Origin of the sequence: Streptomyces pinistramenti (assembly GCF_020564935.1) — a bacterium.
Classification (GTDB): domain Bacteria; phylum Actinomycetota; class Actinomycetes; order Streptomycetales; family Streptomycetaceae; genus Streptomyces; species Streptomyces pinistramenti.
The window spans coordinates 66,929-88,721 of the sequence record NZ_JAJCXB010000026.1; the positions used below are offsets into that span (position 1 = coordinate 66,929).

Below are 21,793 nucleotides of genomic sequence, written 5' to 3' on the forward strand. Positions count from 1 at the left end.
ACTCCAGTATCAAAGAGGCTTGCCCGATCGGGGGACGACGCGTCGCGGGCCGGTACCGACTCACCCCTTGCGGAGTCAGCCCAGCCCGTCCGCGCCGATCCGTACCGCCGACTCGTCCAGCAGGGCGTCGGAAACCGGCCTGGGCGTCCCGTCGAGACCGAGAACCGGAGTGGCCTCCTCGTACCAGGACTCGATCACCGCGTTCCCCCAGAAGTCGCGGCGGCGGTCGTCGTGGACACTCCAGCGGTAGGTCTCGTGGTCGGGGTCGCCGGTGTAGTAGTCGGAGGTGTAGATCTCCACGCGGTGTCCGTCGGGGTCGCGCAGGTAGAGGTAGAAGGCGTTGGAGACGCCATGCCTGCCGGGGCCGCGTTCGACGTGATGCTGCTTGCGCAGGGCGCCGAAGAGGTCGGCGCAGCGCAGCACTTGGTGGGACTCGTGGGTGGCCACGCCGACGTGGTGGAGGCGGGGCCCGGCGCCGCCGGTGAAGGCGACGTCGTGGACGGTCTGCTTGCGGTACATCCAGGCCGCGTACAGCTCGTGTGCGTCGCCCTCGATGGTCTCCGAGCAGCCGAAGCCGAGCGACGTGTAGTGGGCGTGGGCGGCGGTGATGTCGGGGGTGCAGAGGTTGAAGTGGTCGAGGCGGGCGACCTCGGCGCCGTGACGGAGGTCGTAGCGCTGGATGAGGCGCTCGGCGTGCTCGATCTCGTGGAAGAACTCGACGGGGAAGCCGAGCGGGTCGATGATGCGTACGGCGTCGCCCACGCCGCGGGTGCCCCGGCCCTTGGGGACGCGGCGGACCGGCCGGCCCAGCTCCGTGAAGAACTTCTCCGCCCTGCCGACGTCCTCCGGCGTCCGCACCCGGTAGGCGAGGTGGTCGAGGGCGGCGGTCTCGCCCTTGCGCAGGACCAGGGAGTGGTGGGTCAGCTCGTCGGTGCCGCGCAGGTAGAGGGACGCGGCGTCCTCGTACTGGGGATGGAGGCCGAGCATGTCGACCCAGAACCAGCGGGCCGCGGGGAGGTCGGTGACGATGAGCTGGGCGTAGGCGGAGCGGATGACGTCGGGGGCGGGGGTGTTCACGAGGCGGCTCCGAAGCGCGGGGTGTGCACCTCGCCGAGGGCGACGTGCACGATCTTGGATTCGGTGTAGAAGTCGATGCTGTGCGCGCCGCCTTCCCGGCCGACCCCGCTGGCCTTGACGCCGCCGAAGGGGGTGCGCAGGTCGCGTACGTTGTGCGAGTTGATCCACACCATGCCCGATTCCACGGCGTGCGCGATGCGGTGGCCGCGCCGGAGATCGCGGGTCCAGATGTACGCGGCCAGGCCGTACTGCGTGGCGTTGGCCAGTTCGACCGCCTCGGTCTCGTCGTCGAAGGGCGCGACGGCCACGACCGGGCCGAAGATCTCTTCCTGGAAGATGCGGGCCCCGCGTGCGACGTCGGCGAAGACGGTGGGCTGGAGGTAGTTGCCGTCGGGCAGGTGCGCGGGACGCGTGCCGCCCGCGACGAGCCGGGCTTCCTTCCGGCCCGACTCCACGTAGCCGAGCACCCGTTCGTAGTGCTCGGGATGGACGAGTGCGCCCACCTCGGTGGCCGGGTCGGACGGCGGGCCCACGATCACGCGCGCGGCCCGCTCGGCGAGGCGGCGGGTGAACTCCTCGTACAGCGGACGCTCGACGAGCACCCGCGAACCGGCCGTGCAGCGCTCGCCGTTGAGCGAGAACACTCCGAACACCACGGAATTCAGCGCGGCGTCGGCGTCGGCGTCGGCGAAGACGACGACCGGGGACTTGCCGCCCAGTTCCATGGAGGTGGTCTTCAGATGCTCGGCGGCGGAGCGGATGATGTGGCGGCCGGTGCCGGTCGAGCCGGTGAACGAGATCAGCGGCACGTCCGGGTGGTCGACCAGCGCCTGGCCGGCCTCGTCCCCGATGCCGTGCACGAGGTTCACCACCCCGTCCGGCACCCCCGCTTCGGCGAAGATCTCCGGCCAGAGCGAGGCGGACAGCGGGGTCCACTCGGCGGGCTTGAGCACCAGCGTGCAGCCGGCGGCGAGCGCGGGTGCGAGTTTCCAGCTCTCCAGCATGAAGGGGGTGTTCCAGGGCGTGATCAGCCCGGCGACGCCGGCGGGAGTCCGTACGACATAGCTGATCTGGTCGCCGCCCTGACGGAACGCCTCCTCGCCGAGCGCGACGATGACGTCGGCGAAGTAGCGGAAGTTCTCGGCGGCCCGCCTGGCCTGCCCGCGGGCCTGCGTGATCGGCAGGCCGGAGTCGTAGGACTCGAACCGCGCGAGCCGGTCGTGGCGGGACTCGACGGCGTCGGCGACGCGGTGCAGGACGTGCGCACGGGCGCGGTTGGACAGCTGCGCCCACTCCGCCGCGGCGGCGCGGGCGGCCGTCACGGCCCGCTCGATGTCGGCGGCCGAGCCGCGTGCGGCCTGGGCGTAGGCGGTGTTGGTGACGGGGTCGGTGACGTCGAAGGTGCGGCCGTCCGCGGCGTCGGCGGGCCGGCCGCCGATCCAGTGCCGGATGACCTGGGGCAGCCCTTCGGGGGCATGATTCGTCACGTGCCGGCTCCGATCTGTGCGGTGAGGTCGCCGCCTGCGGCGAGCAGTTCCCTGATGCGGGCCAGGCCGGTGTCCGTGGGCGGGATGAGCGGCGGACGGACCTGCGCCGACGCGATGCGGCCCTGCTGGGCGAGCACCCACTTCGCGGGCGCCGGATTGGTCTCGACGAACAGCAGGTCGACCAACGGGTGCAGGCGGTAGTGCAGTTCACGGGCCGCATCGAGGTCGCCCGCCTGCCACAGCTCGTACATCCGGGCCACGGCGGACGGCGCGAGATTGGCGACGGCCGACACGAAACCCGTGCCGCCGAGCGCGAGCAGCGGCAGACACAGCAGCTCGATGCCGGACCACACGAGCAGGGAGCGGCCGCAGGCATGGAGGATGCGCGAGAAGTGCTCGAAGTCCTTCGTCGTCTCCTTGACCCCGACGAAGTTCTCGAAGCCCGTGAAGAGCCGGCGCACCGTCTCGGGCGCGAGGTCGACGGCGGTGCGCGAGGGCACGTTGTAGGCGACGATCGGCAGATCGGGGAACTCGCGGGCCACCGTGGCGTACCACCGGTACAGCGCCTCCTGCGTCGGGCGCGCGTAGTAGGGCGTGATGACGAGCGCCGCGTCCGCACCCAGCTCCTGGGCCGCGGCGGTCATGGCGAGGGTCTCGTCGAGCGAGTGCGAGCCGGTACCGGGCAGGAACGGCACCCGCTCGCCGATCTCCCCGGCCGCCGTGCGCATCCCCGCGATCCGCTCGGCGACGGACTGCGCGCTCGGCTCGCCGGTCGAACCGCCCAGTGAGATGCCGTGCGAGCCGGACTCCAGCTGGAAGCGGATCAGTGCCTTCAGGCCGTCGTGGTCGACGGCGCCCTCGGCGGTGAACGGGGTGACGACCGGGGCGATCGATCCGCGGATCGTGGCCGGGTCGCTGCGGAACTTCACTCGTGGCCTCCTTCGTCGAGATCGTGCCCGGCCTTCCGGCCCTGTTCCCTGCACCAGGTCTCGTACCGGGCGCGCCAGGCGGGGCCGAGCGGGTACAGCCCGTCGATGCCGTCGCCGGCCGTCACCCGCTCGGTGATGAACCGCTCCTGCCGCTCCTGCTCGCGGCAGTCCGCGATCAGCTCTCCGGCGAGGTCGGGGGGTACGACCACCACGCCGTCGTCGTCGCCGGCCAGCAGATCGCCGGGCTGGACGAGCGCCCCGCCGCAGGCGACCGGCACCCCCGTGTCCCAGGGCACATGGCGGCGGCCGAGTACGGAGGGGTGCGCGCCGCCGTGGAATACGGGCAGTCCGATGGCGGCGACCGCCGCGCTGTCCCGCAGCCCGCCGTCCGTCACCACACCGGCCGCGCCCCGCTTCAGCGCGCGCAGGGCGAGTATGTCGCCGAGGGTGCCCGCGCTGGTGTCGCCGCGGGCGTCCATCACCAGGACGTGCCCGGTGCGCAGCTCCTCGATCGCGCGTTTCTGGGCGTTCATCCCCATCCCGTGGCGCCGGAACAGGTCTTCGCGCAGCGGCAGATAGCGCAGCGTGTGCGCCACTCCCGCCATGCGGGTGCCGGGAGCGGCCGGGTGTACGCCGTCCACGGACATGTGGGGCAGGCCGCGGCGGCGCAGTTGCGCGCTGAGGGTGGCCACGGCGACCGAGCGCAGTCCCGCTTCGACGCCCGGGTCGAGCAGTGGCTCCGGCGGGTAGACGGGGCCGTGCGCGGCGGCACGGTCGGCCGGGTCGACCCTGGGCAGGGCGCCGTACGGGGCGAGCGGTGCGCCCTCGGCAACGGGGTTGCGCAGCCGCCCTGTTGAGAGGGTGCCGCCGGAGACCTCGACCTCCACCACATCGCCCGGTGTCACGACGGACGCGCCCGCCGGAGTGCCGGTGAGGAGGACGTCGCCGGGCTCCAGCGTGACGAGCCGCGACAGGTCGGCGACGAGCTGTCCGAAGGGGAAGAGCAGCGTGTCGGTGGTGTCGTCCTGCACCACCTCGCCGTTGACCCGGGTGCGCAGCCGCAGTGCGTCCGGGGCGAGTTGGCGTGCGTCGAGCAGGCGCGGTCCGATGGGGGTGAAGCCGTCGGCGCCCTTGGAGCGGAGGTGGGAGCCGCGGTCCGCGTGGCGCAGATCGTGCACACCGGCGTCATTGGCGGCGGTGACCCAGCGCACGTACGACCAGCCGTCCTCGGGCGCCACCCGCTGCGCACGCGAGCCGATGACGAGTGCGATCTCCCCCTCGAATACGAGGAGTTCGCAGCCGCGCGGCCGGACGAGCGCGTCCCCGGTGCCCGAGAGCGAGGACGGCGGTTTGAGGAAGTAGGAGGGCTGGACGGGGTCCGGCCGCGCTCCTTCGCCGGCTGGGGTAGTTGAGATGCACCGCGATGATCTTCGACGGGGGGTTCCCCAGCGGGTGCGCCATCAGGAACGCTCCAGGAACGTCTGGACCTTCGCTTTGTACGGCTCGCGGTCGTACGACGTCACGTACGCGCCGGCCATCCGGACCGGGTCGCCGAAGAAGTAGTACTCGTACAGCGCCTGGCGGCCGGAGAAGGCCGAGATGCAGGTGTCCCAGACCAGCCGGAAGAGCTTCACGCGGTCGGGCCCGGTGAGGGTCGCGGACTGGAGGTAGGTCTCGATGTCGGCGGCCGCAGGGCCGGTGAGGTCCAGCTCGGTGGGGGTGGCCATCAGGCCGGATGCGCCGAGCTTGCGCAGGATCTGCGGGAAGCGCTGGTAGAGCTTGGGGTAGAGGTTGCGGGCGGCGTTGAGCGGGGCGAAGGCCGGGGTCAGGACGCCGTGTTCGTTGATCTCGGCATCGGCTTCGGCGGCCCGCAGGAAGGCGCGGAGCATCTCCAGGGTGGTGATGATCTCGGCGATGTCCTCCTGGACGTGCGGGTACTGCTCGATGCCGATGGCCTCGGTCAGCAGCGAGACCAGGCCGAGTACGTACTCGGTCTTGGCGGTGGTGCGGGTGACGACCTGGTGGGTCATGTGCACCACGGACGAGGTCTGCGTGTAGAAGCCGTTGCACAGTTCGGCGTCGCCGAGGGCGAAGCAGCGTTCGTAGGGCACCTGCACGTCGTCGAAGACGACCACGCAGTCGGACTCCTCGAAACGCGAGGCCAGCGGGTGGTCGTGGCGCGGCCGGCCGAAGTCGAGCGGCTCGCGGGCGAGGTAGCGCAGGCCCTTGGTGTCGCTGGGGATGGCGAAGGCGTACGAGTACGCCGTGTCCTCCGGGGTGCCGCGCAGCACGGTCGACGGGAGGACGAGCAGCTCGTCGGCGAACGGCGCGATGGTGGCGAGCATCCGCGCGCCGCGGATGACCACGCCGTTGTCGCCCTCCTTGACGATGCGTGCGGCGAGCTTGCCGCCGCCCTGCCGGGTGCCCGCGACCGCGCGGTTGACCTGCGGCGGGATGAGGGTGTGGGTGCACAGCAGGTCCTCTTCGCGGGCCCGCTCGTAGTAGCGGCGGATGTTCTCGCCGAAGGCGGGCCCGGCCTGCGCGAACCAGTCGGCGGCCGAGGCCAGCGCCATCAGCGCGCTGTTCAGGTAGTCGCCGGTGCGGCCCAGCATGCCGTTGCTGTGGTCGGCCCACACCTTGAACGCCGTACGGCGCTTGACCAGGTCGTCGGGGGTCCGCGGGGTGAGGAAGGAGGTGCCGACGGGGTCGCCCGTGGTGGGGGAGGGGTAGGTCAGGACATCCTTGTGCGCGGCGGAGTGCTGGAGGTCGTACAGCTCGGCGTAGGTGCGGACCACGTTGCGGAAGGCGGGGTGCTCCTGGATGCCGCCGGTGAGGGTCTCGCCCTGGACGTGCACGGTGGGACGGGAGGCGGACAGTCGTTCCAGGAATTCCTTGCCGGTGCGTGCGGGCATGGGGTGCTCCTCGAAGACGTGCGGGTGCGGGTCAGATGAGGTGCTCGATGCCGTCGGCGGGCTCGGCGGCGGTGCCGAAGCGGCTCCAGGCGTAGGTGAGGGCGTCGCCGTCGCGGTGGCCGATGCCGGTGACGCGGCCGACGAGGAGGGTGTGGTCGCCGCCGTCGTACGCGCGCCAGGGCGCGCACTCCATCCAGCCGAGCGGGCTCACGAGACGGGGCACGCGGGCGCCGGTCACCCAGCGGGGTTCGGTGGCACCCGGGGATCCGGCGAACTGCCGGGCCAGTGGCTCCTGTTCGGCGCCGAGGATGTTGACGCAGAAGGGCCGGCCGGTCAGCAGGTCGTGGCTGCGGGCCCGTCGGGCGACGCTGATCAGCACGAGCGGCGGGTCCGTCGACACGGACGTGAAGGAGTTCATGGTGGCGCCCCGTGGGCCGCCGTCGGCGTCGGCGAAGGTCACCACGGTGACTCCGGTGGCGAACCGGGACAGGCAGGCGCGCAGGGCGCCGGGGCCCGGCGGGGCGGCGAGAGTTTCCGGCATACGTGTCCACACCTGTTCTGTGAAACGGGTGAAGTGGAGGGACCGCGCGGGGAGTTGGGGGAGGTGATCCGGTGCGGTGGCTCCTGGCGGGCGGGCCGGGGGCAACCGCACCGAAGAGATGATCAAAGCTTTGATTAAGTGGCGACGTTACCTCTGGACGCCCATGCTGTGAACCCCCGCCGCACGAACTTCCGCCGCCTCGTGCGCCCTGCCGCCCGCCAGGTCTCCGGGGCGCGCCCGGCCTACACTCCCGGTGTGCCCCAGGAACAGCCGGACAACGACCACTTGCACTTCTGGTCCTTCATCGACCACGCCGTGTCGCGTGCCACCCGCGAGCTGCCCGGCGTGGATCCGCTCGCCATGCGTCTGGTGCTCACCCTGCACCGCGCCGCGAACATGCTCGTCTACGACCTGGAGTCCACCGTCCACCGGCCGCGCGGCTGGTCGTGGCCCGGCTTCCGGGTGCTGTTCGCGGTCTGGCTCGCCGGACCGGTCGAGGCGAAGAAGGTCGCCGAGCTGTCCGGAATGAGCCGCGCCGCGGTGTCCGCGCTGGTGGGCACCCTGGAGCGGGACGGCCTCGTCACCAAGGAACGGGCACCGCACGACGGCCGCGCGGTGCACCTCGGGCTCACCGCGGCCGGCATGCAGGCCATCACCAGTGCGTTCCGGTCCCACAACGAGCGCGAGCGGGAATGGGCGGGCTCCCTGAGCGCGGACGAACAGGAGACCCTGATCTCCCTGCTGGGCAAACTCACCGCCCACTCCACCCACTTCGAGGCCAAGCACCGGGCGTGAACGCCGAGAGGCCGACGGGCGCGAGGGCCCGTCGGCGGGTGATCGGGAAGGTCAGCTCGGGCGGCGCGCGGCGATCAGGGCGGCGACGGCCGCGCCGATGTGGGCCTCGGCGCGCGCCTTGTCGATGCCGAGGCCGCTGAGCACGCCGGTGCCGTCCTCCAGTTCCAGCAGTGCCAGCAGGATGTGCTCGGTCCCGATGTAGTTGTGGCCCAGCCGCAGGGCCTCACGGACCGTCAGCTCCAGCGCCTTCTGGGCCGCCGGGTTGTACGGGATCAGGTCGGGCAGCTCGTCGGCCGCCTCCGGCAGCGCCGCGCCCGCGGCCTGCCGGACGGTCTCCAGCGGCACGTCCTGCGCGACGATCGCGCCGGCGGCGACCCCGTCCGGCTCGTGCAGCAGGCCGAGTACGAGGTGCTCGGGCCTGATCTTGTCGTTGCCGGCCGCGCGGGCTTCGCTCTGCGACGCCACCGCGACGTTCTTCGCCCGCTCGGTGAAGCGGCTGAATCCCTGCCGGGGGTCGAGGTCCGCCTCCCCGGACTCCTTGGTGACGAACCGCTTCTGCGCCGCCTGCCGGGTGACGCCCATGCTCCGGCCGATGTCGGTCCAGGAGGCGCCCGAGCGCCGTGCCTGGTCGACGAAGTGGCCGATGAGGTGGTCGGCGACCTCACCGAGGTGATCTGCGGCGACGACGGCGTCGGAGAGCTGGTCGAGGGCGTCGGTGTGCACCTTTTTGATGGCTTCGATCAGATCGTCGAGCCGGACCGGGTGTGTCATGCGTTCGGGATCCACCATGCGTCAACCGTAAGTTGACACATGCGGTGCGTCAACCCACGGTTGACGGCGGAATGGTGCGGCGCCGCCGCACACCCCGGATCAGCCGTCGGCCGGCGCCTCCTCGTGGCCGAGATCCAGCAACTCCTCGTGGAATCCGCCGAAGCCGCGCGCCCGGTCGACCAAGTGGATCTCCAAGATCCAGTGGCAGCGCCGCCCGGACCCGTCGGCGCGCCGCATCGGACGAGAGCTGCCTGGGGCGATGTACGAGTCGATCTCCGCGCCGTCCACCTTCTCGTGCGGGAACTCGCCCACCAGGTGCCCCGAGTGCGGGCCGCCGAATTCCCAGCCGGCCTCCCGGGCCAGCCGCACGGCCTCCGCGTACAACTCCTCACCCGTCACCTCCGGGTGGGCGGCGAAGTACCTGCGGCCCGCCGCGAAGAGCCTCGGCAGGTCGTCCCGCAGCCGGTGCTTGACGGGATCGTCGCCGAGCACGAAGGTGCGTCCGAAATCGGCCTCCCACTCCGCGAAGAGCGGGCCGAAGTCGCAGAACACGATGTCGTCCTCGGCGATGACCCGGTCCGGCGGGTTCTCCCGGTAGGGGTGCAGGGTGTTCGGCCCGGCCCGGACGATCCGCTTGTGCCAGAAGCGGCGGACGCCGAACATCTCGTACGCCAGGTCGCGGACCGCGTCACTCACGGCCCGCTCGCCCCGGCCAGGCGCGACCAGGCCCCGCCGCTCCACCTCGCCGAACAGGGCGGCTGCGTCGGCCTGGGCCTTCAACAGCGCTGCCGCACGCGCGGGTTCATCTGTCATGCGGCTCAGGGTAGAGAGCCGCGGAGGCCCGGCACAGCGGATTCCGGCCGATGGGACCGCCCCACGGGCCGCGCCTCACACCACGTCCCGGAACCGCTCCGTGGCCAGGTCGAGGACGGCGCGCGGCTCCTCGGCCCACCACCGGTCGCTGAGGATCTCCACCTCCGCGAGCCCCCGGAAGCCGGCCCCCTCCACACAGGCGCGCATCCGCCGCAGATCGATGCAGCCGTCACCCGGCATGCCGCGGCTGGAGAGCTGTCCCTCGATGGGCGTCACCCAGTCGGACACGTGGAAGCCGAGCAGGTGGCCCGCGGCGGCGGCGATCTGCGCTTCCAGGTCGTGCTCCCACCACACGTGATACGCGTCGACGATCACCCCGAGCTGCGGATCCCCGATCGCCTGCCGCAGCGCGTTGGCCTCCCGCAGGGACGTGACCGCCGAGCGGTCGGCCGCCATCATCGGATGCAGCGGCTCCACACCGAGCCGTACCCCGGCCGCCCGCGCATGGTCGAGCACTGCCTCGATGCCGTCCCGGATCATGGTCCGCGAACCGCCCGGATCCCGGCCGGTCACCGGGCCGCACACCAGCACCAGGACGTCCGCGCCCAGCGCCCGCGCCTCGTCGATCGCCCGCAGGTTGTCCGCCACCGCCGCGCGCCGGCCCGCGGCGGTGGACGCGGTGAACATGCCGCCGCGGCACAGGCCGGAGACGCCGAGCCCGGCGTCCGCGATCATCCGCCCCGCGGCCGCCGCCCCGTACGGCGCGATCAGCTCCCGCCACGGCGCGACCCCCGCGACCCCCAGCCGCCCCGCCTCGCGCAGCAGCGCGGGCAGGCCGAGGGCGCGCACGGTGATCGAATTGATGCTGCAACGGCTCAGCTCCATCGCGCTCACCCGATCCCGTGCAGCCGCAGATAGCCGGACAGCCGCTCCGCCGCGAGCTCCGGTTCGGGCAACAGCCCGATGTCGTCGGCCCGTTCCGCGAGCGCCACCAGATGCAGGACGTCACGGGCCGACTCAAGGCCGCCGAGCATCCGGAAGTGCGGCTGGAGCCCTGACAGATACGCCAGCCACGTCACGCCGGTCTTGTAGTGGTACGTCGGGGCCTCGAAGAGCTTCCGGCTCAGCGGCAGGGTGGGGGCGAGGAGCGCGCGGTAGCCGGCCCGGTCGCCGGTGCCGAGCCGCCGCAGCGCCTCCGCGGCATGCGGCGCGAGCACGCCGAAGGCGCCCAGCAGCGCGTCGCTGTGACCGTGCGCATCGCCCTCGATCAGGTCGACGTAGTGCAGGTCGTCGCCGGTGTACAGGCGTACCCCCGCCGGCAGTTGGCGGCGCAGTGCCACCTCGCGGGCCGCGTCCAGCAGCGAGACCTTGATGCCGTCGATCCGGTCGGCATGCCGCTCGATCAGCTCCCGCACCGTGCGCTGGGCCACGTCGATGTCCGGACTGCCCCAGTAGCCGCGCAGCCGCGGGTCGAACGCCTCGCCCAGCCAGTGCAGCACGACGGGCCGCTCGCTGTGTTCGAGCAGCCGCCGGTACACGTCCAGATAGTCCCGCGGGCCGCGGGCGCTCGCCGCCAGCTGCCTGCTGGCCATCAGCACGGCGCGCCCGCCGAGCCGCTGCACCCCCTCCAGCTGCTCGATGTACGCGCCGCACACCGCATCCAACGTGGCGTCCCCCGCGGGCAGTTGATCGGTCGCCACGCCGACGACCACCTCGCCGCCCACCTCCGCCGCGGCCGCCAGCGTACGGGCGGTCAGCTCGCCGACGGCATCGGCGGGCAGGCCCATGCCGCGCTGGGCGGTGTCCATGGCCTCGGCCACCCCCAGCCCCAGGCGCCACAGCCGGCGGCGGACGGCCAGGGTCGCCTCCCAGTCGACGGCCCCTCCGGCGGCGCACGCCCGCAGCGGGTCGGCGACGACATGGGCCGCCGCGTACGCCTTGCGGGTGGCGGGGGCGGGACCGCTGAGCGGTACGGCGGCCGGGGCGCGCAGCCGCCGGCGGTACGTCGATCCATCGGGCCGGGGGAGCTGGACGCTGACGGTCATGACGATTCCTCCTGGGCGGGTGCCGGCGGGATGCCCGCGGGGCCAGAGGCGGCAGCCGCATCATAGGGACGTACCGGCCCGCGCCCGAGGGGGCGGGCAGCGCCCGTGTGGCGGGGACGCGGCCCGGCGGCCGTGCGGCGCGGGCCCCGGGGACGGTACCGGGCGTCGGCGGTATCCTGATCACTGCGGTGTCCCACGGGCGCCGCGCGGCGGTGGGGCCCGCCGTACCCGAACCGCGGCGAGGATGCCGCCAACGGTCCCTACTTGCGATCAGGCGCGCCCGCACCCGGGTGCACGGGCGAGTAGGAGAGACACGTGGTGAAGGCCCGGATTCCCTTGGCGAACGAACCCACCGATCCCGATGTGGATCTCCGTGTGCCCGTGCGGCGGGAGACCCCGCACGGGCAGCGCGCGGTACTTGCGGTGGTGGCACTCGGCGGCACGATCGGGGCGAGCGCCCGGTACGGCGCCTCGCTGCTCTGGCCCACCGCCGTCGGCACGTTCCCCTGGACCACCCTCGTGGTCAACGTCGTGGGCTGCGCCGTCATCGGCGTGTTCATGGTGCTGATCAGCGACGTATGGGCAGCCCACCGCCTGGTCCGCCCGTTCTTCGGCACGGGCGTGCTCGGCGGCTTCACCACGTTCTCCACCTACGCCGTCGACATCCAGCGCCTGCTGGCGCACGGGCGGGCCACCACCGGCCTCGCCTACCTGGCGCTCACCCTCGTCGCCGCCCTGGCGTCGGTGTGGACCGCGGCCACGCTCACCCGCCGCGTCGTGGAGTGGAGGCAGCAGTGAAGACCACAGGACCGGCCCTGCGCGCGACGGTTTTCGTCGGCGAGAGCGACACCTGGCACCACAAGCCCGTCTTCACCGAGATCGTGCACCGCGCGCACGCCGCGAGGCTGGCCGGCGCGTCCGTCTTCCGCGGCATCGAAGGCTTCGGCGGCTCCGCCCTGATCCACACGACCAGGCTGCTCTCGCTGAGCGAGGACCTGCCGGTCGCCGTGGTCCTCGTCGACAGCGAGGAGCGGATCCGCGCCTTCCTGCCCTCCCTCGACGAGGTGCTCGGCGACGGCCTGGTGGTCATCGACGCCGTCGAGACCATCCGCTACACCCGCGACAAGGAGGCGCAGTGAACTGGCTGCTGGTCATCATCGGCGCGGCGGTCGGCGCCCCGCTGCGCTACCTCACCGACCGCACGGTGCAACGCAGGCACGACACCCTGTTCCCCTGGGGCACCTTCACCGTCAACGTCATCGGCTGCCTCGCGCTGGGCCTGCTCACCGGCGCGGTCGCGCACGGTGCCGCGTCCTCGCAGGTCCAGCTGCTGCTCGGCACCGGCCTCTGCGGGGCGCTGACCACGTACTCGACGTTCTCGTACGAGACGCTGCGGCTGGCCGGGGACGGCGCCCGCTTCTTCGCCGTGGCCAACGTCGCGGCGAGCCTGGTGGCGGGGCTCGGCGCGGCCTTCGGCGGTGCCGCGCTGGCCGGGGCCCTGTGGGCAGGCTGAGCACGGCCCAGGCGTCCCGCAGGCCACGGCAGCACCCCCGTCACGTTTGGGTAACCTGCCGGAAACCCTTGACGTTTCTCCTGACCCGTTCTTAACCTCACTGCGTAGTTCGTACTTTGCAGTTCACGTGCTGCGGCGCTTTCCGCAGTGTTTTGACAGGCACAGACACAGACCACCTGTCGGTGGTTTTGTCGTGCCTGTTTTTTGTGCCCCCACACCGCCGACGGGTCCTTCCCGAAGGCGGATTCATGGCACAACGTCCGAGCGTCAAAGGCGTCGCCGACGTCGTTGCGCTCATCGATGGGCTGGGAAAGATCACCGGCCGGGCGCAGATCATCTGGTTCCTCGTATTCGGCGGGCTGTTCCTCGACGCGTACTCGAACGCCGCGCTGAGCGCGGGTCTCGGCCCGATGACGGCCCAGATGGAGCTGTCCAGCACCCAGGTCTCGATCCTCACGGCCACCGCCCCGGCCCTGGCGATCCTCTTCAACCCGGTCGGCGGCTGGCTCGCCACCCGCATCGGCCGCGTCCCCCCGCTGCTGATCGCGAAGGTCTTCGCCATCGCGGGCGCCCTGCTCGCCGCGTTCGCCGGTGACTTCACCGTCGTCTGGCTGGGCCGGGTCCTGGTCGGCATCGCCTACGGCATCGACTTCGCCGTCGCCATGGCTCTGCTCGCCGAGTACACCCCGGCCAAGATGAGCGGCCGGCTGAACCTCTGGCAGGCCGTCTGGTACGTCGCCACCACCAGCAACCTCGCGCTCGCCCTGGTCTTCTTCCACCTCGACGCCGGCGCGGACATCTGGCGCTGGTCGGTCGGCTCGGCAGGCGTGGTCGCCGCTCTGCTGCTGCTCTTCCAGTGGCTGATGCTGGCCGAGAGCCCCACCTGGCTGGCGAGCAAGGGCCGCCTGGACGAGGCGGTCCGCAACCTGGACACGGTCTACCGGATCAAGGCCGTCGCCGGTGCGCCCGACGAGGCCACCCTCGCCGCGGCCGCCGCGCCGGCGATCGGACTGCGCCAGGCCGGGCTCCTCTTCAAGGGCGCCTACCTGCCGCGCACCGTCCTCTCGTCCGTCATCTCGCTCGGCCAGTCCATGCAGTACTTCGCGGTCGGCTGGTACCTCCCGCTGATCAGCCTGTCGATCTTCGGTGAGAGCTTCGAGAAGGCGACCGTCGGCTCGATGGTGTTCAACGCCTTCGGCATCGCCGGCGGACTGCTCTCCGCGTACGTCGGCCGCCGCCTCGGCCTGCGGCTCAGCTCCGCGGCCGGATTCGCCGGGGTCTTCGTCGCCCTCGTCGCGATGGGGCTGACCTTCGGGAAGGCCCCGCTGGCCGTCGCGTTCCTGCTGCCGGTGCTGTTCATCCTCTGCCACGCCGCGGGCCCCGGCGCCAACGGCAAGTCCATCGCCGCGCTCTCGTACAGCAGCGACGTGCGCGCCCTGGGCACCGGCGTCACCGGGATGGTCGGCAGCTTCGGCAGCGTCGTAGGGCTGTACGTCTTCCCGCAGATCAAGGACGCGCTGGGCCTCGCCGACACCTTCCTGGTGCTCTCCGTCGTCCCGCTGCTCGGCCTCCTCGTCTGCCTGGCGATCACGTGGGATCCGACGAAGGGCGGGGCGTCCCCCGACGAGGCGGCGGACCCGGCCGACGGCGGCGCACCGCACGCCGCGCCCACCGCCGCCGCGCGCTGACCGGCCGCGCCGCCCGCCGCACCCCACGATGGTCCCCCTCCTCCGTACAGCTCGTGATGCTCGCAATGAAAGGGCTGCCATGACGCAGACGTTCCCCGGCGCCGCCGCACGGCGCGGTGTGCTGGCCATCGACGAGGGCACCACGGGCACCAGGGCCGGCGTCGTCCTCGACTCCGGCGCCGCCCCCGAGGTGTTCTACCGTGCGATCGAGGTCAGCCATCCGGACGACCGCTCCGTCGAGCAGGACCCGATGGAGATCTGGACGGCCACCCTGGACGTCGCCCGGCGCGCCGTCGCCCGCGCCCGCGAGGACGGCATCGAGATCGCCGCGGCCGCCCTCTCCACCCAGCGGGCCACCGCGATGCTGTGGGACAAGGTCACCGGGCGGCCGCTGCTGCCCGCCGTGGTGTGGCAGGACCGCCGGTACGCGCAGGAACTCACCGCCTACGAAGCGCAGTGGGACGCCGTCCTGCTGGCCCGCCAGGGACGCCCGGTCGGCGCCCGCGCCCCGTTCCTCTGGGCTGCCCGGCAGATCGCCGCGCACCCCGAGGTGGCCGCCGCACACCGCGCGGGCCGGCTGGTCTTCGGCACCGTCGACACCTGGCTGATCTGGCGCCTCACCGGCGGCGCCGTGCACGCCACCACCCCCACCAACGCCGCCTCCACCGGCGGCTACCTGCTCAGCCGGCACGCCTGGGACGAGGAGTGGATCGGCCGCCTCGGCTTCCCCCTCGACCTGTTGCCCGAACTCCGCTCCGACGACGGCGGATTCGGCACCACCGACCCGGACGCGCTCGGCATCCGCGTCCCGCTGGCCGCCTCCATGGGCGACCAGCACGCCGCCCTGATCGCACTCGGCGGCCTCGCCGCGGGCCAGGGCATGTGCATGTACGGAACCGGCGCCTTCGTCGACGCCGCGACCGGCACCACCCCCGCCCTGCCGCGGCCCGACATCACCGGGGTGCTCGCCCAGCCCGGCAGGCGGCAGGGCGACGTCAGCCACTACAGCCTGGAGGCGTACACCTCCACGGCGGGCTCCGCACTGCGCTGGCTCTGCGACGACCTGGGCCTGTTCGCCTCGCCGAAGGAACTGGGCGAGGAAGCGGGCCGGGTACCCACCAGGCCGGGCCGCACCCCGCGCTTCGTCCCGGCGCTGGCCGGGGTCCGTACGCCGGTCTGGCACCCGGAGGCCACCGCCGCCCTCACCGGACTCACCCTCGCCACCACCCGCGCCGACCTGGCCCGCGCCGTACTCGACGGGATCGCCCACTCGGTGTGCGACCTGATCGACGGGGTCGCCGACACCATGGGCGCGCCCTTCACCCGACTCCGGATCGGCGGCGGCGTCTCCGGCAGCGACCCGCTGATGCAGATCCAGGCCGACCTGACAGGACTGCCGCTGGAACGCGTCGCCGACTCCGCCACCGCGAGCCTGCGCGGCACCGCCTACCTGGCCGGTGTCGCCCAGGGCCTGTGGTCCTCGCTCGAAGAGGCCGTCGAGGCGCAGCCGCACGGCCGGATCTTCGAGCCGTCGATCGACGCGCGGGAGCGGACCGCCCAACGGGCCGACTGGCGCGACCTGTTGGCGGCGCACCTCAAGGACCCCGCACGGCAACCCGAACCACCGCACACCCCCCACTGACGGCCCGTTCCGTCACACGGACGGCCCGGACCCGACCGCGCGGCCGTCGCACCGAAACACCAGGAGTTGATGTTGTGATCACCATGCCCGCCCGGACGCCGCGGCGCCGCGCCGCGGCGACCCGCAGGACGCCCCTGCTGCTCGACCGCGCGGCGACCAAGCGCCGGCTGGCCGACGACACCTACGACGTGGTCGTGATCGGCGGCGGCATCACCGGGGCGTACGCCGTACTCGACGCCGCGGCGCGCGGCCTGCGCGCGGCCCTCGTCGAGAAGGACGACTTCGCCTCCGGCACGTCGTCGAAGTCCTCCAAGATGGTGCACGGCGGCCTGCGTTACATCGAGCAGGGCAACGTCAACCTCGTGCGCCACTCGCTCCTGGAGCGCCACCGCTTCCGCAAGAACGCCCCGCACCTGGTGCACCGGCTGCCGTTCCTCTTCCCGATCCTGGAGAAGGAGGGCATCTTCGACGCCCGCCTCGCCAAGGGCTTCGAGGGCCTGCTGTGGACGTACGACCTGGTCGGTGGCTGGCGGATCGGCAAGCTGCACCAGCGCCTTACCGTCCCCGAGGTCCTCGCACAGGCGCCGACGCTGCGCGCCGAGAACCTCAAGGGCGGGCTGATGTACTTCGACGCCCGCACCGACGACGCCCGGCTGGTCCTCACCCTCGTACGGACCGCGGCCGCGCTCGGCGCGACGGTGCTCAACGGCGCCGCGGCCGAGGCCCTGCTGGTGCACAACGGCAAGGCGGCCGGCGCCCGGATCACCGCCGACGGCGACCACATCGACGTCCGGGCCCGCGCGGTCGTCAACGCCACCGGCGTGTGGGCCGACCAGGTCGACGCGATGGCCGACGAAGGGCACCGGCCGCAGGTCCGCCCCGCCAAGGGCGTCCACATCGTGGTGCCGTGGGACAAGGTGCGGATCAACTGCACGGTCACCGTGCCGATCCCCGGCCGGGCCCGCCGCGCCACCTGCACCCGCTGGGGCAACAGCGTGGTCCTGGGCACCACCGACGAGGACTACCAGGGCTCCGTCGACGACGTGCACTGCACCCGCGAGGAGATGAACTTCCTTCTGGAGGGCGCCAACACCGCCTTCGAGGGCAGGCTCACCCCGGACGACGTGGTCGGCTCCATCGGCGGGCTGCGCCCGCTGGTCGGCGGCAAGGAGGGCGCCACCCTCGACATGCGCCGCGACCATCACATCACCGTCGGCGCCACCGGCATGGTGACGGTGACCGGCGGCAAGCTCACCACCAGCCGGCACATGGGCGAACTGGTCATCGACAAGGTGATGACGGTCCTGGACCGCAAGGGCGCGAGCCGCACCGCCAAGCTCCCGCTGCTCGGCGGCGCGGGCTACGACGCCGAAGCGGTCGCCGCGTCCGGCGGCATCGCCGCGCACCTGGGCGAGCGCTACGGCACCGAGGCCCGCTTCGTCGGCGACCTGATCGCCGACGACCCCGCGCTGGCCGAGCCGATCGTCGCGGGACTGCCGTACACCAAGGCCGAGGTCGTCTACGCGGCCCGCGCCGAGATGGCCCGCTCCGTCGACGACGTGCTGTCCCGCCGGCTGCGCGCCCGCCTGTTCGCCCGGGACGCGTCCGCGGACGCGGCCGCCGCCGTCGGCGCCCTGCTGGGCCGCGAACTGAACCTCACCGAGGCCGAGGTGGACCGATCGGTCTCCGCCTACCTCGAAGCCGTCCGTCACGAGAAGACCGTCCTCCTCGAAGGAGCAGCAGCATGATCAGCCGTCAGACCATCACCCACCCCTTCAACCGCGGCAACTACACCATCGGCGCCCCCAGCCGCGCCAAGTGGGCGCAGAACACCCCGATCGGCGACGGCGAGGCCGCCCTCCAGGCCGACCCGGTAGAGGTGCCCGCGCCGGTGATCGAGGCGCTGCGCGGCGCCGCGCAGGCCGTGCACACCACCCGCGACGAGGTCGTCACGAGGACCCGCGACTGGTGGGCCGGATCGATGATCGGCGAGACCGAGGGCCGCCCCGCGACGCCCGACGCCGTGATCGTCGAGGCCGCCGACGCCGACCAGGTCGCCGCCGTCCTGCGGATCTGCCACCAGGCCGGCATCCCGGTCACGCCGTCCGCCGGCCGCTCCAACGTCACCGGCGCGGCGCTGCCCGTCTTCGGCGGCGTCGTCCTGGACGTCTGCGCGCTGAACCGCATCACCGGCTTCGACCCCGTCTCGAACGTGGTCGACGTCGAAGCCGGCATGTTCGGCGACCTCTTCGAGAAGCAGCTCCAGGAGGAGTACGGCGTCACCACGGGACACTGGCCATCCGCCTTCGCCGTCTCCACGGTCGGCGGCTGGATCGCCTGCCGCGGCGCGGGCCAGCTCTCCACCCGCTACGGCAAGATCGAGGACATGGTCGTCGGCGTCGACGTCGTGCACGCCGACGGCACCCGCGCCACCTACGGCGACTACGCCCGCGCCGCGGTCGGCCCCGACCTGCGCCAGCTGTTCGTCGGCTCCGAAGGCACCCTCGGCGTCATCGTCTCGGCGCGGCTGCGGGTCCACCCGCTGCCGGAGTACGCGAGCGCCGTCGCCTTCGGCTTCGACACCTTCGCGCAGGGCCTCGACGCCTGCCGCGAGATCATGCAGCGCGGCGCCACCCCGGCCGTCCTGCGCCTGTACGACACCCTCGAATCGGGCACCCACTTCGGCCACCCGGAGACCAACCTGCTGCTGATCGCCGACGAGGGCGACCCGGCGATCGTGGACGCGTCGCTGAAGGTGGCGGCCGAGGTGTGCGCCGCGTACGGCCCCGAGCTGGACAGCCAGGCGGTCTTCGCGCGCTGGCTGGACGAGCGGATGCTGGTCGGCAAGTCGGCGGACGGCTTCACCCCAGGGCCCGGCTTCGTCGCGGACACCCTGGAGATGGCCGCGTCCTGGGCCGACCTGCCGGTCATCTACGACGAGGTGGTGGCCGCGATCCAGGCGGTCCCCGGCACCCTGGCGGCCTCGGCCCACCAGTCCCACGCGTACACCGACGGCGCCTGCGTCTACTTCTCGCTGCGCGGCGACGTGGCCCCCGCGTCGCGCCGCGACTGGTACCGCTCGGTCTGGGACGCCGCCAACGCCGTCCTCATCAAGCACCGGGCGGCGCTCAGCCACCACCACGGCTGCGGACTGCTGCGCGGCCCCTACCTGGCGGAATCCCTCGGCGCCGGCTTCGCGACCTTCGTCGCGGTGAAGCAGGCCCTGGACCCGGTCGGCATCCTCAACCCTGGCAAGCTGGGCCTTCCCAGCCGATTCGGTACGCCCCCGCTGCACTGATCGGGCGGCGCGCGCCCTCTCCCTCCCAGGCAGGCCCTTGCCATGAACCACTCCTCCCGGACCGCCGCCGCACTCGACCCCCGGCTCTCCTCGGCCTTCACCGAGGTGCCGGTCGTCGCGTCGGTCGTCGGCACCCAGCCGCTGCGGCAGTTCCTGACCGCACCGGCGAAGGTGGGCATCCTCGCGTCGTTCGCCGTGGGGCAGCTGCCCCAGGTCGTGCCGGCGCTGGGCCGGGCGGGGAAGACCGTGTTCGTGAACGTCGACAGCAGCCCCGGTCTCGCGCAGGACCGGGGCGCGCTGGAGTTCCTCAAGAACCTCGGCGCGCACGGTGTGGTGAGCACCCGGCTCTCCCTCATAGAGAAGGGCCGCCCGCTCGGCCTGCTGACCATGATGAAGGTGTTCGTCACCGACCGGTCCAACCTGCGCCGCTCCCTCGACGCGATCTCGCGCGGGGCGCCGGACCTGGTCGAGATCATGCCCGCCCCGATCATCGGCCGGATGAGCGCGCAGGCCCAGCGCGCGATGTCCCCCTCGGTCGCCGCGGGCTTCGTGGAATCGCCCGCGGATGTGGCGGTGGCGCTGGCCCTCGGCTCGGCCGCCGCTGCCACATCCGACCCGCGCCTGTGGCACCTGCGCCGCGACCAGCTGCCGCCGGTCCCGCCGTCCGCACTCAAAAGACCCGCACCACCCCAGGAGTGACCCCAGTGACCTACGTCGTCCTAGCCCGCTACCGCACCCGGCCGGATGCGGAGCACACCGTCCTCACCCTCCTCGACGAGATGGCCACTGCCTCCCGCAAGGAGCCCGGCTGCCTCGGCTACCGCGTCCACCAGGGCACCGAGGACCCGCGGGCGGTCGTGCTGTACGAGGAGTACGTCTCCGAGGCCGACTTCACCGCACACTGCGCCTCCGCGCACTTCCAGGAGATCGTCCTCGGCAAGGTCGTACCGCTGCTGGAGAGCCGCGACGTCCTGCGCTGCGCACCGCGTGCGGAGGTGGCCGGGTGAAGACCCGCGCGGTGGTGCTCCGCGGCACCTCGACCGCCCGCCCCTACACCGGCAGCCGCCCCGCCGAGGTGGAAGAACTCGACCTCGGCGCGCCCCGGGAGGGCGAGGTCCTGGTCCGTATCGCCGCCGCGTCCCTCTGCCACTCGGACCTCTCGGTGGTCAACGGCGACCGGGTGCGCCCGCTGCCCATGGCGCTCGGCCACGAAGCGGTGGGGGTGGTCGAGGAGACCGGACCCGGCGTCGGCCGGGTCGCGCCGGGTGACCATGTGGCCCTGGTCTTCGTCCCCAGCTGCGGCTTCTGCCGGCACTGCGCGGAGGGCAGGCCGGCGCTCTGCGGGCAGGCGGCAGCGGCGAACGGCAGCGGAGCCCTGCTGCACGGCCCCTCGCTGCTCACCGACGCCGCCGGCGAGCGGGTCCACCACCAGCTGGGCGTCTCCGCCTTCTCCGAATACGCGGTGGTGGCACAGGAGTCGATGGTCCCGATCCCGCGGGACGTCCCCTTCTCGGTGGCCTCGATGTTCGGCTGCGCGGTCCTGACGGGCGCCGGCGCCGTCATCAACACGGCGGCGCTCCGCCCCGGCCAGGCGACGGTGGTGTACGGCCTGGGCGGCGTGGGCCTCTCCGCGGTGCTCGGCGCCCGCGCGGCCGGGGCGTACCCCGTCATCGCCGTGGACCCGGTGCCCGAAAAGCGAGCCCTGGCCCTGCGACTGGGTGCGACCCACGCCTACGACCCTGCCGACGCCACCGAGGCCGTCCGTGAACTCACCTCCGGCGGAGCCGAGTTGGCGGTGGAGGCGGTGGGCAGCCCCAAGGTGATGGCCGCGTGTTTGGCGGCGGTGGCCCGCGGCGGCCGGGTCGTCTCGGTCGGCCTGCCCGCTCCCGACCGGGTCCTTGAGGTCCCGGCCCTGGCCTTCGCGGGCGAGGGCAAGTCCCTGCTGGGCTCGTACATGGGCGACGCGGTGCCGCGCCGCGACATCCCGCGATTCCTCGACCTGTGGCGGGCCGGCCTGATGCCGGTGGAGGAAATGCACACCGGCACCCTGCCGTTGACGGACATCAACGAGGCCCTGGAAGAACTCGCATCGGGCCGTGCGATACGCCAGGTCCTCGATACGTCGGGGATGCTGGGGGGCTGATCGGAGGGGCGGGCGCCGGGGTGGGGTGCCACCGTCGTGCTGGTGGCACCCGGTGGCACCCGGTGGCACCCGGTGTTACGTCCGCACACCGCAGGGTGAGCACGTCGAGGGTGTGCGGATGTCCGGCTGCGCGACGCCC

21 protein-coding genes are annotated in these 21,793 nt (G+C 72.7%); 11 read left to right on the forward strand and 10 right to left on the reverse strand.

The window, feature by feature from the left end:
* Positions 1 to 75 precede the first annotated feature (75 nt).
* Genes hpaD through LIU39_RS19385 form a run of 6 tightly spaced genes read right to left on the reverse strand, consistent with a single transcriptional unit; the run spans position 76 to position 6,946 of the window.
* The gene (hpaD, locus tag LIU39_RS19360) at positions 76 to 1,077 is read right to left on the reverse strand and encodes a 3,4-dihydroxyphenylacetate 2,3-dioxygenase (protein ID WP_227048015.1); all 1,002 of its coding nucleotides are present in this window, start codon (positions 1,075 to 1,077) and stop codon (positions 76 to 78) included.
* Positions 1,074 to 2,564, reverse strand: a complete 1,491-nt coding sequence (hpaE, locus tag LIU39_RS19365) for a 5-carboxymethyl-2-hydroxymuconate semialdehyde dehydrogenase (RefSeq protein WP_227048016.1) — start codon at positions 2,562 to 2,564, stop codon at positions 1,074 to 1,076. The genes hpaD and hpaE overlap by 4 nt, the downstream gene beginning before the upstream one ends.
* The gene (gene dapA / locus LIU39_RS19370; RefSeq protein WP_227048017.1) at positions 2,561 to 3,493 is read right to left on the reverse strand and encodes a 4-hydroxy-tetrahydrodipicolinate synthase; all 933 of its coding nucleotides are present in this window, start codon (positions 3,491 to 3,493) and stop codon (positions 2,561 to 2,563) included. Before dapA ends, hpaE begins: the two co-directional genes overlap by 4 nt.
* Positions 3,490 to 4,908 carry a fumarylacetoacetate hydrolase family protein gene (locus LIU39_RS19375; RefSeq protein ID WP_227048043.1) on the reverse strand — a complete coding sequence of 473 codons (1,419 nt, stop codon included), beginning with the start codon at positions 4,906 to 4,908 and terminating at the stop codon, positions 3,490 to 3,492. The genes dapA and LIU39_RS19375 overlap by 4 nt, the downstream gene beginning before the upstream one ends.
* 45 nt (positions 4,909 to 4,953) lie before the next feature.
* Positions 4,954 to 6,405, reverse strand: coding sequence for a 4-hydroxyphenylacetate 3-monooxygenase, oxygenase component (hpaB, locus tag LIU39_RS19380; protein ID WP_227048018.1), 1,452 nt, complete (start codon positions 6,403 to 6,405; stop codon positions 4,954 to 4,956).
* Positions 6,406 to 6,436: 31 nt separating this feature from the next.
* Entirely contained in the window at positions 6,437 to 6,946 is a 510-nt protein-coding gene (locus LIU39_RS19385) for a flavin reductase family protein (RefSeq protein ID WP_227048019.1), read from the reverse strand.
* 255 nt (positions 6,947 to 7,201) lie between these two features.
* Between LIU39_RS19385 and LIU39_RS19390 the strand changes: the two genes are divergently transcribed.
* Positions 7,202 to 7,741, forward strand: coding sequence for a MarR family winged helix-turn-helix transcriptional regulator (locus LIU39_RS19390; RefSeq protein ID WP_227048020.1), 540 nt, complete (start codon positions 7,202 to 7,204; stop codon positions 7,739 to 7,741).
* A 51-nt stretch (positions 7,742 to 7,792) separates the two neighbouring features.
* Here LIU39_RS19390 and LIU39_RS19395 read toward each other — a convergent pair whose 3' ends face one another.
* From LIU39_RS19395 to LIU39_RS19410, 4 genes are all read right to left on the reverse strand, one after another.
* The gene (locus LIU39_RS19395) at positions 7,793 to 8,530 is read right to left on the reverse strand and encodes a Clp protease N-terminal domain-containing protein (RefSeq protein ID WP_227048021.1); all 738 of its coding nucleotides are present in this window, start codon (positions 8,528 to 8,530) and stop codon (positions 7,793 to 7,795) included.
* Between the two features lie 81 nt (positions 8,531 to 8,611).
* On the reverse strand, positions 8,612 to 9,325 hold the full coding sequence (locus tag LIU39_RS19400) for a M24 family metallopeptidase (protein WP_227048022.1): 714 nt from the start codon (positions 9,323 to 9,325) through the stop codon (positions 8,612 to 8,614).
* A 75-nt stretch (positions 9,326 to 9,400) separates the two neighbouring features.
* Positions 9,401 to 10,210 (reverse strand): sugar phosphate isomerase/epimerase family protein, encoded by an 810-nt coding sequence (locus LIU39_RS19405; protein ID WP_227048023.1) that lies wholly within the window; start codon positions 10,208 to 10,210, stop codon positions 9,401 to 9,403.
* Between the two features lie 5 nt (positions 10,211 to 10,215).
* A complete protein-coding gene (locus tag LIU39_RS19410) occupies positions 10,216 to 11,370 on the reverse strand; it encodes a DUF993 family protein (RefSeq protein WP_227048024.1) in 1,155 nt (384 codons plus the stop codon).
* Positions 11,371 to 11,706: 336 nt separating this feature from the next.
* On the opposite strand from LIU39_RS19410, the gene crcB (LIU39_RS19415) reads away from it, so the two are divergent.
* The 10 genes from crcB (LIU39_RS19415) (at position 11,707) to LIU39_RS19460 (ending at position 21,654) form a co-directional block, all read left to right on the forward strand.
* The gene (crcB, locus tag LIU39_RS19415; RefSeq protein WP_264483002.1) at positions 11,707 to 12,168 is read left to right on the forward strand and encodes a fluoride efflux transporter CrcB; all 462 of its coding nucleotides are present in this window, start codon (positions 11,707 to 11,709) and stop codon (positions 12,166 to 12,168) included.
* Positions 12,165 to 12,509 carry a DUF190 domain-containing protein gene (locus tag LIU39_RS19420; RefSeq protein ID WP_227048025.1) on the forward strand — a complete coding sequence of 115 codons (345 nt, stop codon included), beginning with the start codon at positions 12,165 to 12,167 and terminating at the stop codon, positions 12,507 to 12,509. The genes crcB (LIU39_RS19415) and LIU39_RS19420 overlap by 4 nt, the downstream gene beginning before the upstream one ends.
* Positions 12,506 to 12,883 carry a fluoride efflux transporter CrcB gene (gene crcB / locus LIU39_RS19425; RefSeq protein WP_227048026.1) on the forward strand — a complete coding sequence of 126 codons (378 nt, stop codon included), beginning with the start codon at positions 12,506 to 12,508 and terminating at the stop codon, positions 12,881 to 12,883. The genes LIU39_RS19420 and crcB (LIU39_RS19425) overlap by 4 nt, the downstream gene beginning before the upstream one ends.
* Before the next feature lie 248 nt (positions 12,884 to 13,131).
* On the forward strand, positions 13,132 to 14,571 hold the full coding sequence (locus LIU39_RS19430) for an MFS transporter (RefSeq protein WP_227048027.1): 1,440 nt from the start codon (positions 13,132 to 13,134) through the stop codon (positions 14,569 to 14,571).
* 79 nt (positions 14,572 to 14,650) lie between these two features.
* Positions 14,651 to 16,213, forward strand: a complete 1,563-nt coding sequence (locus tag LIU39_RS19435) for an FGGY family carbohydrate kinase (RefSeq protein ID WP_227048028.1) — start codon at positions 14,651 to 14,653, stop codon at positions 16,211 to 16,213.
* 74 nt (positions 16,214 to 16,287) lie between these two features.
* Positions 16,288 to 17,961, forward strand: coding sequence for a glycerol-3-phosphate dehydrogenase/oxidase (locus tag LIU39_RS19440; protein ID WP_227048029.1), 1,674 nt, complete (start codon positions 16,288 to 16,290; stop codon positions 17,959 to 17,961).
* A complete protein-coding gene (locus LIU39_RS19445; protein WP_227048030.1) occupies positions 17,958 to 19,511 on the forward strand; it encodes an FAD-binding oxidoreductase in 1,554 nt (517 codons plus the stop codon). Before LIU39_RS19440 ends, LIU39_RS19445 begins: the two co-directional genes overlap by 4 nt.
* Positions 19,512 to 19,553: 42 nt before the next feature.
* A complete protein-coding gene (locus LIU39_RS19450; RefSeq protein ID WP_227048031.1) occupies positions 19,554 to 20,210 on the forward strand; it encodes a glycerol-3-phosphate responsive antiterminator in 657 nt (218 codons plus the stop codon).
* Positions 20,211 to 20,215: 5 nt separating this feature from the next.
* Positions 20,216 to 20,518 carry a putative quinol monooxygenase gene (locus tag LIU39_RS19455; protein ID WP_227048032.1) on the forward strand — a complete coding sequence of 101 codons (303 nt, stop codon included), beginning with the start codon at positions 20,216 to 20,218 and terminating at the stop codon, positions 20,516 to 20,518.
* A complete protein-coding gene (locus tag LIU39_RS19460; protein ID WP_227048033.1) occupies positions 20,515 to 21,654 on the forward strand; it encodes a zinc-binding dehydrogenase in 1,140 nt (379 codons plus the stop codon). Before LIU39_RS19455 ends, LIU39_RS19460 begins: the two co-directional genes overlap by 4 nt.
* Positions 21,655 to 21,793: the final 139 nt, after the last annotated feature.